Source organism: Streptomyces sp. DH10 (assembly GCF_029813805.1).
Classification (GTDB): Bacteria; Actinomycetota; Actinomycetes; order Streptomycetales; family Streptomycetaceae; genus Streptomyces; species Streptomyces coeruleofuscus.
Genome location: NZ_JARVKU010000011.1, coordinates 67522 through 82520 on the forward strand (window position 1 = coordinate 67522; position 14999 = coordinate 82520).

Here is a 14999-nt window from a genome sequence, read left to right on the forward strand (position 1 = left end):
TCAGGGCCGCCGGCCGTCGTCGGCGGGCCGCCGGCCCCAGGCCGAGATCATCGGTGAGGTGGCGAGGTCGAGGCGGCCCGCCTCGACGTTGGCGAGGTGCCGCTCGATCTCCTCGTCCGTGGCGAGGCCCTCGGCGACGAGCTTGTCCCGCACCTGCCGGACGGTGGCCGCCTCCAGGACGTCGCACGCGGGCGAAGTGACCGGGAAGTACGCGTCGGCCTCGACACCGGCGAGCCCGGCCTCGCGCAGCAGCCGCGGCAGCCTGCGTCCGTAGGAGAGGTCGGCGCCACGCTGCCGCAGCAGCTCACGGAAGCCGGTGCGGAGCCGGTTGGCCAGCTCCTGCTCGGGGCCGTACTCGTCGGGGCAGATCAGCGGCTGGAGCGCGGGGTCGGCGTCCTCCACCAGCAGCCGGCCGCCGGGGCGCAGGGCCTGGATCATGGTGCGCAGCGCGGCGTCGCGCTCGGCCATGCGGACCAGGACGAGGCGGGCGTGAACCAGGTCGCAGGGGCCGGCCGGGGGTTCGTCGCGGCCGACGTCGTGGCGGAGCACCTCGACTCCGTCGGTGGTGGCCGCCTCGGTCCAGGACACGTCGATGTCGGTGGCGAGCACACGCCCGTGCGGCCCGACGCGCTCGCGCAGCCACGCGGCGACGCCCGGTCCGCCGGCCCCGACCTCCCAGCACCGCCACCCCTCGGCGACACCGACCGTCTAGAAGTGCCGGAACGTCGAGGCGTCGAAGAGGGCGGCCAGCGCGTCGAAGCGTGTACCGGCCTCGGCCTGCCGGTTGTCCAGGAGGTATCCGTCGTCCCGCGCCATGCGCCGATCATGACATGGCGGTTCCACGGCGGCCGGACACCCCCTGGCCGGGCGTGCGGGGTGGCAGCCGGTGCAGTTCCACGTCGGTGAGACGGCCGTCGGCGACGGTGGCGGTCATGTACGTGCAGTGGGGCTGGCGGCGGCGGTCCGTCGGGGAGCCCGGGTTGAGCAGGCGCAGGCCCGTCGGGGCCGTGGTGTCCCAGGGGATGTGGCTGTGGCCGAAGATCAGCACGTCGAGGTCGGGGAAGCGGGCGGCGCAGCGCTTCTCCCGGCCCTGGGCGGGGCCCGTCTCATGGATGACGCCGAAGCGCAGCCCGCCCAGCTCCGCGTACGCCACCTCGGGCAGCCGGGCGCGCAGGTCCGGTCCGTCGTTGTTGCCGTACACACCGACGAGCCTGCGGCAGCGGTCCTCCAGCAGGTCGAGGGTGGCCGTGTCGACCCAGTCGCCCGCGTGCAACACGACGTCGGCCTGCGGGAGTTCGGCCAGCAGCGGGGCGGGCAGGGCCTTGGCCCGCTTGGGCAGGTGAGTATCGGACATGAGAAGCAGGCGCACATTCTCACCCTAGAGGCTTCCGGCCGCCCCGCCCGGGAACCCGGTCGATCTTCAAACAGGCGGAGAGCGCAGCTCAGTTGCCCCGTGGCCGGAGATGATCACGTCCCGGTCTCGAAAGGTGAGGCAGTGTCGCCGACCGGGTTAGCATCGGGCAACACGCAGTACAACAGGACGTCTACGGCAAGCGACCCGAAGGGGCCCGGAAACCCGATGCCGGTCAAGGTCAGCGTCATCATCCCCGTCTACAACCCGGGGATCTACATCGAGGACTGCATCGCCTCGCTCCAGAGGCAGTCCCTGCCTCCCGAAGAGTACGAGGTGATCTTCGTCGACGACGGCTCGACCGACGAGACGCCGGCCCGGCTCGACGCGCTCGCCGCCGAGGACCCCCGGATGAAGGTCATCCACCAGGAGAACTCCGGCTGGTCGGGCAAGCCCCGCAACGTCGGCATCGAAGCCTCCCGCGGCGAGTTCGTCATGTTCGTCGACAACGACGACTACCTGGGCGACGAGGCCCTGGAGCGGATGTACGACTACGGCGTGGCCAACGGTGCCGATGTCGTCGTGGGCAAGATGGCCGGCAAGGGCCGCGGCGTGCCGGTGGAACTGTTCCGCCGCAACCACCCGCGCGCCACCGTCGAGAACGCCCCGCTCATCGACAGCCTCACCCCGCACAAGATGTTCCGCCGCGCCTTCCTGGACCGCATCGGCCTGCGCTTCCCGGAGGGCAGAAGGCGCCTGGAGGACCACGTCTTCATCGCCGAGGCGTATCTGCGCGCGGAGAACGTCTCCGTGCTCAGCGACTACGTCTGCTACTACCACCTCCGGCGGGAGGACGGCTCCAACGCCGGCTTCGAACGCTTCGATCCGGTCGGCTACTTCAAGAACCTCCGTGAGGCCCTCGACGTCGTCGAGCGGTACACCGAGCCCGGACCGCTACGGGACAAGCTCTTCCGGCGCTGGCTGCGCGTGGAGATGGTCGAGCGGCTGCGGGCCCGGCGTCTGCTGAAGCTGCCGGACGACTACCGCAGGGAGCTCTTCGCCGAGATCCACGAGGTCGTCGTCGAGCGGTTCGGACCCGGTGTCGCGGCCGGGCTCCAGCCGACGCAGCAGGTCGTCGCCGCGCTGACCGCGGCCGACCGGTACGACGACGTCGTGTCCTTCGCCCAGTGGGAGGCCGGGGTCGCTCCCAAGGCGGCCCCCGGGCACGTGGAGTGGCGGGACGGCTCCCTCAGCGTCGGTTTCACGGCCGAGTACACCTCCGGCGGGGAGCCGATGACCTTCCCCGCCGACGCCGAGGCGACGCCGCTGGACGACGCGCCCAAGGACGTGTCCGAGGCGGTGGAGTGGGTGGCCGCGCAGACCGCCGCGCGCTTCGGCCAGGCCACCGCGGACCTGCTGCTGCGGGAGCGGTCCAGCGCCGCGCAGTACTTCCAGCCCGTGCGGTTCACCCGCGAGACCGTGCCCGTCGGGGACGGCGAGGAGGTCCGGCTGGTGCTGCGGGCGACCGCCACCGTCGATCCGGCCGACCTGCCGAAGGACGGTGTCTGGGACGCGCTCGTCCGGGTCAAGCTGGGCGGCTGGACCAAGGAATGCCGGCTGGGCCCGGCGCCGCGGGAGAGCCGGCCCACGCCGGACGTGGGGGTCGTCGGCGGTCGGCCGGTACTGCCGTACTGGACGGATCCGCACGGCAACCTCTCCCTGGAGCTCGGCGTGCGGGGCAAGCGCCTCGGGCTGGGCCGCGCGAAGCAGTCCGGCGTCACCGTCTCCGGCGACCGCGTCCGTGCGCTGCTTCCGCTGTACGTCCCCGGCGACACCGAAGTGCGGCTGCGGTTCGTCTCCGCCCAGCAGATCCTCGAGGCGCCCGGCACGCTCTCCCCCGCCACGGACGGTACGGGAGCCGTGCTGACGGCGGCCCTGCCCGCGGAGAGCCTCTCGCGCGGCGTCTGGCGGGTGGCCCTGTGCCTGGCCCCGGACGCCGCCCGGCCGCTGTACACCGGTTTGCCGTTCGCGCTGCGCTCGGCGGGCGGGCGTGTGCAGGTGGCGCCGGTGCCGCAGCCCGGCCTGGCGCTGCGGGTGGCGCGGCGTGCGCGACGCGCGGTCGGTACCGTGCGTCGGAAGGTTTCCCGTATCAGGATCGGAGGGCAGTGACGGCATGCGACCACTGGGGATAGAGGGCGCCTGGGTTCTGGAGCCCAAGATCTTCCCGGACGACCGGGGCAGCTTCCACGAGTGGTACCGCAGCGCGGAGTTCCGCGAGGCCACGGGCTACGACCTGTCCCTGGCCCAGGCCAACTGCTCGGTCTCCCGGCGGGGCGTGCTGCGGGGTGTGCACTTCGCGGATGTGCCGCCCAGCCAGGCCAAGTACGTCACCTGTGTGCGCGGTGCCGTCCTGGACGTGGTGATCGACATCCGCGTCGGCTCCCCCACCTACGGGCAGTGGGAAGCGGTACGGCTCGACGACGACACCCGGCACGCGGTGTTCCTCGCGGAGGGGCTGGGCCACGCGTTCATGGCCCTGACCGACGACGCGACGGTGGTGTACCTGTGCTCGGCGGGCTACGCCCCGGAGCGCGAACACGGCATCCACCCGCTCGACCCGGCCCTCGGCATCGAGTGGCCGGACGGAATCGAGCCGCTCCTCTCCCCCAAGGACGAACAGGCCCCGACCCTGGCCGAGGCCGAGCGCCAGGGCTTGCTGCCGTCGTACGAGACTTGCCTGGCGTATTACGAGGAGCTGCGGGGACGGCGGCAGGACGGCTGACGTCCGCGTCTACGGCACACCTCGGGGCGTCGCGACCCGGACCGGGCGACGCCCCGAGGGGGTGTCCGGGGACGGGCCGGACGAAACGCGAGACGCCGGAGGGTGACCCGGCAGGGCCGGACCGGGCGCGTGCCGGGTTCCCGGCGCGGGCGCGCGCTGGAGCCTGCCCCGGCCCTGCAGACATCACGTCGCGAACGCCCTGGAGCACGGCGACGGTCACACGGTCACCGTCGCCTGGGCCCTCGCCGTCGAGACGGCAGAGAAGCGGGCGGCTCTTGACACTGGCGCCCGCCTCAGCACGCGGAGGCTCACTTCGCCGACACGCCATGGGGCCGGTCGGCGCGGCGGCCCGACACGCCGTACGGCCGGGCCGTGCAGCGCACGCGACACGCCGCCGGGCCAGTCCGCGCGGCACCCACATCACGCCGTAGGACCGGCCCGCCCAACGCCCGGACACGCCCCAGGGGCCAGTCCGCGCGACGCACGCGACACGCCGGAGGCTGCGCGGGCACGGCTGGGCCCGGGGCCCGGGCCCGGCAGATGGTCGGACGAGGCTGGTTCGGCAGGGCTCACTCCGGCCCTCCAGAGGCGCGAAGGCCCGGGCGCGTGCAGCGCCCGGGCCCGGATCCGCAAGACGCCGGGAAGGCCGACGACGCCGGAGAGGTCAGCGGCTGACGCCCACCTGTTGCAGGGCCTTGCGCAGGGGCTCCCAGCCGATGGAGCGGGGCAGGCCGCGGTTGCGGGCCTGGACGAGGGGGCGCCAGAAGCCTGCCTCCACGAGGGCCTCGGGGCGCACCGCACCGGCCCGTTCCAGGATCGCCTCGGGGACCTTCTGCGGGTCGGGGATCTTGTACTCGGCCATGATCTCGTCGTACTTGTCGTGCAGGACCCGGTTGTTCGGGTCGGCGCCGAAGACGACCAGCTGGCCGGTCGGGGCGGTGTCCACCTGCACCGTGACCAGGTCGGGGCGGTAACGCGCCAGCACCTCGGTGATCTTGAAGACGTCGCCGGTCCAGGCGTTGGTGTGCCGGTCCCGGGCCGCCTCGTCGATGCTGCGCGGCAGCATGTCGTCAAGGACGATCACGCTGGACCAGTCCGAGTACTTCTCGACGTTCATGAAGTCGCGCAGTGCGAACTCGAACAGGTGCATGCCGTCGATGAACGACAGGTCCAGCGTCGTTTTGCGCCAGTAGCCGATCGGGCTGCGGCCGCGGCGCAGGTTGCGCAGCGGGTGACGGCCGCCCTTGAGGTGCTGGAGGGGGTTGTCACGGGCGAAGAAGTCGTCGCTGGTGGCCTTCACCAGGTGGACGTCGCACTTCAGCTCCGACACCACCTTGAAGGCGGGGTCGATCGCGATGCTGGGGACCCGGGACAACGTCAGGCTGCGGCCGTCGTTGACGCCGATCTCCAGGTAGTTGCGATTGGCGCTGACCTTGTGCAGTTCCCGGAGGAACTCATGGCGTTTCACGAAGGGGGACCTTCCTTGCGGATACGGGGCAGTGCTTCGTGCAGGGCGGAGCGCCAGTCGCGCGGCAGGGGCAGGCCGATCTCCTGCCACCGGCGGTGTGCGAGGGCGCTGTACGCCGGGCGGGGCGCGGGCCGGGGGAAGGCCGCGCTGCTGGTGGGGCGTACCCGGTCCGGGTCGGCGCCGATGAGGGAGAACACCTCGCGGGCCAGTTCGTACCAGGTGGCCTCGCCCGAGTTGGTGGCGTGGAAGACGCCGTGCGCGTCGGGGCCGAGCCGTACGCCGAGGCCGGCGATCCGTTCGGCGACGTCCGCGCTCCAGGTGGGCTGCCCGCGCTGGTCGTCGACGACGTCGAGGGTGTCGCGGCGGGCTTCGAGTCCGATCATGGTCCGCACGAAGTTAGTGCCGTGAACCCCGTAGAGCCAAGCCGTGCGCACGACCGCGCTCGCCCCGGGCAGTTCCTCCAGCACGGCCCGCTCCCCGGCCAGCTTGGTGCGGCCGTAGGCGGTGCGCGGCCCCGTCGGATGATCCTCCGGGTAAGGGGTCGTGCGGGCCTCGCCGGAGAAGACGTAGTCCGTGGAGACGTGGATCAGGCGGGCGCCGTGCGCGGCGCAGGCCCGGGCGAGCAGGCGCGGTCCGTCCCCGTTGATCTCCAGGGCGCGGGCCTCGTCGCTCTCGGCGTCGTCCACGGCCGTGTACGCGGCGCAGTTCACGACCACGTCGGGCCGGTGGTCGCGCACAGCCGTGTCGACGGCGGCGGACCGGGCGATGTCCAGGGCCGCCCGGTCCAGGCCCACCACGTCCTCGCCGCGCCGGGTGAGCTCCTCGACCACGTCACGGCCGAGCATTCCGCCAGCCCCGGTGATCAGCCACCTCATGCGCGCTCCTGGGCGACGCGCTGCTTCAGTGGCTCCCACCAGGCACGGTTGTCGCGGTACCAGGCGACGGTCTCGGCGAGGCCGGTGGTGAAGTCGTGGCGGGGGCTGTAACCGAGTTCGTCGCGGGCCTTGGAACAGTCGACGGAGTAGCGCAGGTCGTGGCCCTTGCGGTCCTCGACGTACTCCACCCGGTCCCAGTCCGCGCCGCAGGCGTCGAGGAGCAGCCCGGTGAGTTCCTTGTTGGTGAGCTCGGTGCCGCCGCCGATGTTGTAGACCTCGCCGGGCCGGCCCTTGGTACGGACGAGGTCGATGCCCTGGCAGTGGTCGTCCACGTGCAGCCAGTCCCGGACGTTGCGGCCCTCGCCGTACAGCGGCACCTTGTGGCCGTCGAGGAGGTTGGTGACGAACAGCGGGATGACCTTCTCGGGGAACTGGTGCGGGCCGTAGTTGTTGGAGCAGCGGGTGACGCGCACGTCGAGGCCGTGAGTGCGGTGGTAGGCCAGGGCGAGCAGGTCGGAGGAGGCCTTGGAGGCCGAGTACGGGGAGTTGGGTTGCAGCGGGTGGTCCTCCGGCCAGGAGCCGGTCTCGATGGAGCCGTAGACCTCGTCGGTGGAGACGTGCACGAAGGGGCCCACGGCGTGGCGCAGGGCGGCGTCCAGCAGGGTCTGGGTGCCCAGCACGTTGGTGCGGACGAAGTCGGCCGCGCCGGTGATCGAGCGGTCCACATGCGACTCGGCGGCGAAGTGCACGACCTGGTCCGCGTCGGCCATGAGCTTGTCGACCAGTTCGGCGTCGCAGATGTCGCCCTGCACGAACTCCAGCCGGGGGTGGCCGAGTTCGAGGTTGTCGAGGGTGCCGGCATAGGTGAGCTTGTCCAGCACGGTGATGCGCGGCGCGCCGGGCGCGTCCGAGGCGAGCAGTGCGCGGACGTATCGGGAGCCGATGAACCCGGCTGCGCCGGTGACAAGGAGGTTCATGAAGTGATCTGTACCTTGCTGTGGTCTCCGAGGACGAAGCGGTGGGCGCTGGGGACGCTGGGGGCCGGCGTCACCTCGACGTGCCGGCCTATCAGCGAGGCCTCGATCCGGCCGACGCCCTGGATCGAGGAGTCCCGCAGCACGATGGAGAACTCCAGTTCACTGTCGGTGATCCGGCAGTTCTCCGCGATGGAGGTGAAGGGGCCCACGTAGGAGTTGCTGATGACGGTTCCGGAACCGATGACGGCGGGGCCGACGATGCGGGAGTTGACGATCCGCGCGCCCTCCTCCACCACCACGCGACCGATGGTCTCCGACGCGGTGTCCACGTCGCCGTCGATCCGGCGGTCCATGCCCTCGAGAACCATGCGGTTCACCTCGAGCATGTCGCCGACGTTGCCGGTGTCCTTCCAGTAGCCCGTGATGACCGTGGAGCGCACGTCGGCGCGGGAGTCGATCAGGTGCTGGATGGCGTGGGTGATCTCCAGTTCGCCGCGCCAGGACGGTTCGATGGCGCGTACCGCTTCGTGGATCAGGGGGGTGAACAGGTAGACGCCGACCAGGGCCAGGTCGCTCTTGGGCTGGTCGGGTTTCTCCTCCAGGCCGATGACCTGGCCGGAGGGATCGAGTTCGGCGACGCCGAAGGCGCGTGGGTCGGCCACGCGCGTGAGCAGGATCTGGGCGTCGGGCCGGTTGCCGCGGAATTCGTCGACGAGTGAGCTGATGCCGCCGACGATGAAGTTGTCGCCGAGGTACATCACGAAGTCGTCGTCGCCGAGGTAGTCCCGGGCGATCAGTACCGCGTGGGCCAGCCCCAGGGGCCGCTCCTGAGGGATGTAGGTGACCTTCAGGCCGAACTGCGACCCGTCGCCCACCGCTTCCTCGATCTCCGCGGCCGTGTCCCCGACGATCATGCCCACGTCGGTGATGCCGGCCTCGGCGATCGACTCCAACCCATAGAAAAGCACGGCCTTGTTGGCCACTGGCACCAGTTGCTTGGCCGACGTGTGTGTGATCGGCCTCAGTCTTGTTCCTGCGCCGCCGGACAGCACGAGAGCCTTCATTCGGTTCACCTTAGTCGTGAACCGGCGGATGTGAACATCACTTCTTTTAGTTGTCGATGCGCGGAGTTACGACCGTCGTCACCGCGCGGCCCTCCGGGAGCGGTCAGTCCTCGCCCCTGACGATGTTCCAGTCCGGCTCGGAGCGCGCGGTCCGGGTGGTGGCCCGGTCCTCCACGGCGGGGAGGCAGGTCCGCATCGCGGCCTTGCCGCGCAGGCGGCGTGCCTTCGACCAGCCGGTCTCGGGCCGACGGGCGACGGGCTTGTCACTGGTCTCCATGGACGTCACGACTCATCATCTTCCTTCTGCGTTCCACTGCTGTTCGAGTCCCCACCGGCAAACCGAACAAACACGAGTCGTGACGTCTCGGCCGCGCTCTGAAGTCCCGTACGCCACACGGCTGTTGTCCCACACAGGCCGGTCCCGCGCACAGTTCGTGCGCGGGACCGGCCGGCCGGGTGCTGTCGTCACGTGTTGGGACGCGCGGCGCTGATGTCTCCCAGCGCCGAGTCCGGGTCACGCTCCATGGCCATGTCGCCCAGGGAGACGATGCCCACGGGGTGGCCGTGGTCGACGACCGGGATACGGCGCACGGAGTGCTCGCGCATCAGCTGCACCGCCTGGTCCAGGTCGTCGTCGGGGCCGACGGTGACCAGTTCGTCACTGCACGCGCCGGCCACCGTGGTCTGCTCCGGGTCACCGCCCTGGCTGATCGACCGGACCACCAGATCACGGTCGGTGACCACACCGCGCAGATCGTCGCCGTCCGTCACCAGGACGACGCCGAGGTCCTCGTCGCGCATGATGCGGGCCACCTCGGCGACGGAGGTCTGCGGCTCGACCGTGGCCGGATCGCTGGTCATGATGTCGCGGACATGCTGAGCCATGACGTTCCTCTTCCTTCGGCTCGGGTTCTCCGTCTTGCGCCGCCCGGGTACCCGGCGAACCGGCCCGGTCACCAGGTCATCGGGGACGGGTTCACCGCCCGAGGACCAGCTCCGCCCACACCTGCTTGCCGCCGCTGACCGGCAGCGTCCCCCACGTCGCCGACAGCGCCTCGACGAGGAGGATGCCCCGGCCGCCGGTGGCCTCCCAGCCGATGCTGGCCGGCCGGACCGGGCTGCGCGGGGAGGCGTCGGCGATGGCGACGCGCAGGCGGTTGTTGATGAGCGTGAGGTCCATGCGGACCTGGCCGTCGGTGTGCACGAGGGCGTTGGTGACGAGTTCGGAGACGACGAGGAGGGCGGCGTCGACGTCCTCGGTGACGCCCCAGGAGCGCAGGGTGCGCCGGGCGAAGCGGCGGGCGTGCCCGACCGCCTGCGGGACGCGCCACACCGTCCAGCCGTCCCGCAGCGGGCGCAGGTCCATGCCGTCGTAGCGCATGAGGAGCAGGGCGACGTCGTCGCTGCGCGGGGCGTTGCCGAGGAGGGCGTCGGCGACGAGCCCCAGGTCGGCGGGGGCGGCTTCGGCCAGCCGGCCGGCGAGGCGGTCCATGCCCTCGTCGATGTCGGTGCCGGGCGTCTCGACGAGGCCGTCCGTGATCAGGGCGATCACGGTGCCGGGCGGCAGCCGGAGCGGGCTCATGGGGAAGTCGGCCCGGGTGATCACTCCGAGGGGCGGGCCGCCCTCGGCCTCCGCGATCTCGGTCCGGCCGTCGGGGTAGCGCAGCACCGGCGGCAGGTGCCCGGCGCGCACGCACCAGGCGGAGCCCTCCTCCAGGTCGACGTCGACGTAGGCGCAGGTGGCGAAGAGGTCGCTCTCCATGTCCATGAGCAGCCGGTTGGCGTGCGCGACCACGACATCCGGCGGGTGGCCTTCGACGGCGTAGGCGCGCAGGGCGGTGCGCATCTGGCCCATGAGGGTGGCTGCGCCCGCGCTGTGCCCCTGGACGTCGCCGATGACCAGGGCGACGTGGTTGTCGGGCAGCGGGATGACGTCGTACCAGTCGCCGCCGAGTTCGAGTCCGGCCGTGCTGGGCAGGTAGCGGGCCACGGCCACGGCGCCCGGCAGCCGGGGCAGGCGGCGTGGCAGCAGCTGGCGCTGGAGCATGCCGACGAGTTCGTGTTCGGCGTCGAAGGCCCGGGCCCGCACCAGGGCCTGGCCGGCGAGGCCGGCGCAGGCGGTGAGCAGGGCGCGCTCGTCGGCGCCGAAGTCGTGCGGGGTCTCCCAGCCGATCAGGCAGGCTCCGGCCATGCGGTTCCCGGCGGGCAGCGGCAGGACAGCCAGGCCGCCGGGGCCGACCTCGGCCAGGGAGCGCTCCAGGGGGCTGCCGGCGGGCCAGATCCGGGCCCGGCCCTCGCGCAGCGCGGCGGCGAGGGTGGGCATGGCGCGCACGGGCGCGTCGGGCCACTCGCCCCGCCACTCCGTGCGCCACAGCTCGGGCCAGGCCTCGGGTTCGGGCGGGTCGAGGACGGTGACGACGAGCCTGTCGCTCTCCAGCTCGGCGAGGGCGATCCGGTCGGCCCGCAGCGGCCGGCGCAGGGCGGCGACCACGGCGTTGCCGACGTCGCGGACGGTGACGGCGGTGGCCAGCGCGGTGGCCAGGCGCTGGACACGGGCCACGTCGGTGACGTCGGAACGCAGCGTGGAGGCGTCGGCGACGGTGCCCACGAGCCGCGCGGGGTGGCCCTCGCCGCCGGGCAGGAGACGCCCGCTCAGCCGGAGCCACTTCGGCGGCCCGGTGGGCTGGAGCACGCGGAACTCCAGCTCCCGGTCGCCGATGGACATGTGGTCCGCCTCCACCACGGACATCAGCGACGGCAGGTCCTCCGGCACGGTCATGCCGAGCAGGGTCTCGACCCGGCCGTCGAACTCCACGGGGTCCAGGCCGAACAGGTCCAGCAGTTCGTCACCGACTCGTACGCGGCCGGTGTCCATCGCGAGGCTGAAGGCACCCGGCGGCAGTTCACCGCCCTCGGCGAGCGCGGCCGGGGCGGTGACGGCGACCGCCTCGGAGATGAGTTCCAGGCACTTGCGGTCGTCGGTGTCGAACCCGGCGGGGCGCTCGCTCACGGCGAGCAGGCAGCCGCCGCCGTTCCCGTGCACCGGCAGGGCGACCAGGTGGAAGTCCCGGGACGGCACGCGCCGCGCCTGGGCGTGCTCGGCGAGTTCGGCCGGGGTCAGCGACACCGGCCGTCCGCCGCGGTGGGCCTCGGCGACGGGGGACCGCCCGGAGCGCGGGTAGCTGTCGCGCAGCCCGTACAGCGTCCTGGGCACCCCGGCCGACTCGACGAGGCAGAGCAGTTCGCCGTCCTGACCGGGCGTGTACACGCCGACGAACGCGGCACCGGCGAAGACGAGCGCCTGTTCGAGAACGCGGTGCACGCGTTCGGGCGACCCCTGATCGACCGCGATCGCTTTGAGGGCACCTTCGGCACGCAGCGTTCGCGTTCCGCGCTCTTGGGCGCCCTCACTGACCACGTTGGCCATTAGAGCGCTTATGAGACACCTGCGCAGCCCCTGTGACCGTTCCGTGGAGCCGAGCCCGAACGGGCGCTCGAAAGCCACCGAACATGTCTTTACCCATGCGTTCCGCACGGTGTTCTCGTGACAGGCGTGACTGTCCGGGCCCGTCGCGTGGCTGGAAGGCTCGGTGCTCGTCACGGAGGGGGACGCATGGACAAGCGGTACGAGGTGTACGCGCTCGCCGACCGGCACTTCTACGAGACGCCGGACCGGCTGCGGGGCGGGCAGGAGGCCGCGCAGGGGGCGGCCGCGCACCTCTACGAGACGGCCCGCCGGCCGGTGCCCGAGGGCTGGAAGGCGGCGCGGATCGGCGACTGGCTGACGATGACGCCGCTCGGCCCGGACGGCGAGCCGCTCCCGGGTCCGGCGCAGGGCTGGAAGATCCACGCCTCGGCGACCCGGTCGAACGCGGAACGGATCGCCGGGATCGTGTGGGACTACTGCGTCGAACGGCGGATCCCCTTCAAGTTCGTGCCGGGCCCGCACCTGCTGCACCTGCGCAACACCAAGTACGCGCCGCGCGACGGCAGCGGCAAGTTCGTCACCGTCTATCCGGCCGACGAGGAGCAGCTGCACGAGGTGCTGCGCGAGCTGGGCGCGCTGCTGGAGGGGTTCGAGGGGCCGTACATCCTGACCGACCTGCGGTGGGGCGAGGGTCCGCTGTACGTCCGGTACGGCGCCTTCGCGCGCTCGTTCGTCGTGGACGACCGGGGCTCGCTGGTGCCGGCGGTGCGGGACGGCGAGGGGCGGCTGGTGCCGGACCGGCGGGCGCCGTCCTTCCAGGTACCCGAGTGGGTGACGCTGCCGGAGTTCCTCAGGCCTCACCTGGACGCGCGCAACAACACCACGACGGGCGACCTGCCGTACCGCATCGAGAAGGCGCTGCACTTCTCCAACGGCGGCGGTGTGTACACCGGCACCGACACGCGCGACGGGCGCAAGGTCGTGCTGAAGGAGGGCCGGCCGCACGCCGGGCTCGCCTCGGACGGCGCCGACGCGGTCGCCCGGCTGGAGCGGGAGAAGCAGGCGCTGGAGCAGGTCGCGGGCACGGGTGTGGTCCCGGAGGTGCGCGACTGGTTCGAACTCGGCGGCCACCGTTTCCTGGTGATGGACTTCCTCGAGGGCCGTCCGCTCAACTCGTTCTTCGCCGAGCGGCATCCGCTGCTCGCCCAGGACCCCGAGCCGGAGGCCGTCGCCGCGTACACGGCGTGGGCGCTGCGCATCCACCGCAGAGTGGAGGAGGCCGTGGCGGCGGTGCACGCGCGCGGCATCGTCTTCAACGACCTGCACGTCTTCAACATCATGGTCGCCCCGGACGAGGAGTCGGTCTTCCTGCTCGACTTCGAGGCCGCGGCCCCGGTCGGGGAGAACGGCCGCCAGGTCGTGGCCCACCCGGGCTTCTTCGCGCCGCCGGACCGCCGGGGCGCCGACATCGACCGCTACGCCCTGGCCTGTCTGCGGCTGGCCCTGTTCCTGCCTGTCACCACGCTGTTCGTGGTCGACCGCGGCAAGGCGGCACATCTGGCCGAGGTGATCGCAGAGCAGTTCCCGGACGTGCCGCGGGAGTTCCTCGACGAGGCGGTCGCGGAGATCACGCGGGAGGTGTCCGGCCGTACGGTGGCCGCTCCCTCCTCTCCGGTGGACCCCGGCGACTGGCCCTACAGCCGGGACTCGATGGTCAAGGCGATCCTCGCCTCGGCCACCCCGGAGCGCGACGACCGTCTCTTCCCGGGCGACGTCGCCCAGTTCTCCGACGGCGGCGGGCTCGGGATCGCCCACGGCGCGGCCGGGGTGCTCTACGCACTGGACGCGATCGGCGCCGAGCGGTACGAGGAGGGCGAGCGCTGGCTGCTGGCCCGGACGGCGCCGGCCCCGGTCGGCACACCGCTCGGCCTGTACGACGGGCTCGCGGGCGTCGCCCTGGTCCTGGACCGGCTCGGGCACCGGCAGCGGGCGCTGGACCTGGTCGAGGGCATCCTCGCGGAGCGGTGGCAGAACCTCTCCTCCGATCTGCACGGCGGACTGGCCGGACTGGGCCTCGTCCTGGGCCACTTGGCGCGCACCACCGGGGAAACCGCGCTGCGCGAGCGGGCCGACGAGGCCGCCCGGATCCTTGTGCGACGGCTCACCGAGCCGCCGCCTGCCACGCCCCGGCGGCGCGCCGGACTGCTGCGGGGCGCGACCGGTCCGGCGCTGCTGCTGCTGCGGCAGTACGAGTGGACCGGCCGGGCCGAATGGCTTCAGGCGGCGGCCGTGGCCCTGCGCCGGGACCTGGAGTCCTGTGTGACCCGCGAGGGCGGTGCGCTGGAGGTCGACGAGGGCTGGCGGACCCTGCCCTATCTCGGCGACGGCAGCGCGGGAATCGGGATGGTCCTCGACGACCTCGTGGCCCACGCCCCCGAAACGGCCGGGGAGTTCGGCCCGGCCCGCTCCGGTGTGCTGACCGCCGCCACCTCACGCTTCTACGCGCAGCCCGGGCTGTTCCAGGGCCGCGCCGGAATGATCCTGCACCTCGGCCGCACGACCGAGCCGGGCGCGACCGCGGAACGGCTGGCCGGGCAGATCGCTGGACTCGGCTGGTTCGCGATGGCCTACGAGGGCCAACTCGCCTTCCCCGGACACCAGATGATGCGGCTGTCCATGGACCTCGCCACCGGAACGGCAGGGTGCCTGCTGGCGCTCGGCGCGGCCCTCGACCCGGCGACCGACGCCCACCTGCCGTTCCTCCCGCCGCCGGACCGGCGGCCCACCGATACGCGGTTCCGCGATCCCGCGGAGTCGTGACACCACCCCGTCCCCACGGATGACCACGGACGGACACCCAACGGAAGGACACACCATGGCACTTCTCGACCTGCAGACCATCGAGTCCGAGGAGCGGACGGACGGTGGCGGCGCCAGCACGGTGAGCCTGCTCTCCTGCATCAGCGCGGCGAGCGTCCTGCTCTGTCTCTGACCGACGGTCCGCGGCATGGCTCCGGGCGGCTCTCTCCCTTCGGGGAGGGGCCGTCCGGGGCCC

Annotated in this window: 12 protein-coding genes and 1 pseudogene; 4 read left to right on the forward strand and 9 right to left on the reverse strand. The window is 72.3% G+C overall.

From position 1 onward, the window contains the following. Window positions 1–816: pseudogene (locus QC385_RS22905) on the reverse strand (methyltransferase domain-containing protein). 7 nt (window positions 817–823) lie between these two features. After that, on the reverse strand, window positions 824–1369 hold the full coding sequence (locus QC385_RS22910; protein ID WP_279543205.1) for a metallophosphoesterase family protein: 546 nt from the start codon (window positions 1367–1369) through the stop codon (window positions 824–826). A 210-nt stretch (window positions 1370–1579) separates the two neighbouring features. Between QC385_RS22910 and QC385_RS22915 the strand changes: the two genes are divergently transcribed. Together QC385_RS22915 and rfbC are read left to right on the forward strand one after the other, a co-directional pair. After that, window positions 1580–3520, forward strand: coding sequence for a glycosyltransferase family 2 protein (locus QC385_RS22915; protein ID WP_279543206.1), 1941 nt, complete (start codon window positions 1580–1582; stop codon window positions 3518–3520). Window positions 3521–3524: 4 nt separating this feature from the next. Then, on the forward strand, window positions 3525–4133 hold the full coding sequence (rfbC, locus tag QC385_RS22920) for a dTDP-4-dehydrorhamnose 3,5-epimerase (RefSeq protein ID WP_279543207.1): 609 nt from the start codon (window positions 3525–3527) through the stop codon (window positions 4131–4133). A gap of 664 nt (window positions 4134–4797) precedes the next feature. Here rfbC and QC385_RS22925 read toward each other — a convergent pair. From QC385_RS22925 to QC385_RS22955, 7 genes are all read right to left on the reverse strand, one after another. Further along, window positions 4798–5601: a class I SAM-dependent methyltransferase gene (locus tag QC385_RS22925; RefSeq protein WP_279543208.1), complete on the reverse strand. Its 804-nt coding sequence runs from the start codon at window positions 5599–5601 to the stop codon at window positions 4798–4800. Beyond that, window positions 5598–6476, reverse strand: coding sequence for a dTDP-4-dehydrorhamnose reductase (rfbD, locus tag QC385_RS22930; RefSeq protein WP_279543209.1), 879 nt, complete (start codon window positions 6474–6476; stop codon window positions 5598–5600). Before rfbD ends, QC385_RS22925 begins: the two co-directional genes overlap by 4 nt. Then, entirely contained in the window at window positions 6473–7453 is a 981-nt protein-coding gene (rfbB, locus tag QC385_RS22935) for a dTDP-glucose 4,6-dehydratase (RefSeq protein ID WP_279543210.1), read from the reverse strand. The genes rfbD and rfbB overlap by 4 nt, the downstream gene beginning before the upstream one ends. Then, window positions 7450–8517 (reverse strand): glucose-1-phosphate thymidylyltransferase, encoded by a 1068-nt coding sequence (locus QC385_RS22940; protein ID WP_279543212.1) that lies wholly within the window; start codon window positions 8515–8517, stop codon window positions 7450–7452. Before QC385_RS22940 ends, rfbB begins: the two co-directional genes overlap by 4 nt. Before the next feature lie 103 nt (window positions 8518–8620). After that, the gene (locus QC385_RS22945) at window positions 8621–8803 is read right to left on the reverse strand and encodes a hypothetical protein (RefSeq protein ID WP_086850124.1); all 183 of its coding nucleotides are present in this window, start codon (window positions 8801–8803) and stop codon (window positions 8621–8623) included. A gap of 179 nt (window positions 8804–8982) precedes the next feature. Beyond that, a complete protein-coding gene (locus QC385_RS22950; protein ID WP_279543213.1) occupies window positions 8983–9402 on the reverse strand; it encodes a CBS domain-containing protein in 420 nt (139 codons plus the stop codon). Window positions 9403–9493: 91 nt separating this feature from the next. Further along, window positions 9494–11944, reverse strand: a complete 2451-nt coding sequence (locus QC385_RS22955) for a SpoIIE family protein phosphatase (RefSeq protein WP_279543214.1) — start codon at window positions 11942–11944, stop codon at window positions 9494–9496. A gap of 186 nt (window positions 11945–12130) precedes the next feature. Here QC385_RS22955 and lanKC point away from each other — a divergent pair, with 186 nt between their 5' ends. Together lanKC and QC385_RS22965 are read left to right on the forward strand one after the other, a co-directional pair. After that, window positions 12131–14764, forward strand: coding sequence for a class III lanthionine synthetase LanKC (lanKC, locus tag QC385_RS22960; RefSeq protein ID WP_279543215.1), 2634 nt, complete (start codon window positions 12131–12133; stop codon window positions 14762–14764). A gap of 55 nt (window positions 14765–14819) precedes the next feature. Next, the gene (locus tag QC385_RS22965; protein WP_010040504.1) at window positions 14820–14936 is read left to right on the forward strand and encodes a SapB/AmfS family lanthipeptide; all 117 of its coding nucleotides are present in this window, start codon (window positions 14820–14822) and stop codon (window positions 14934–14936) included. Window positions 14937–14999 lie beyond the last annotated feature (63 nt).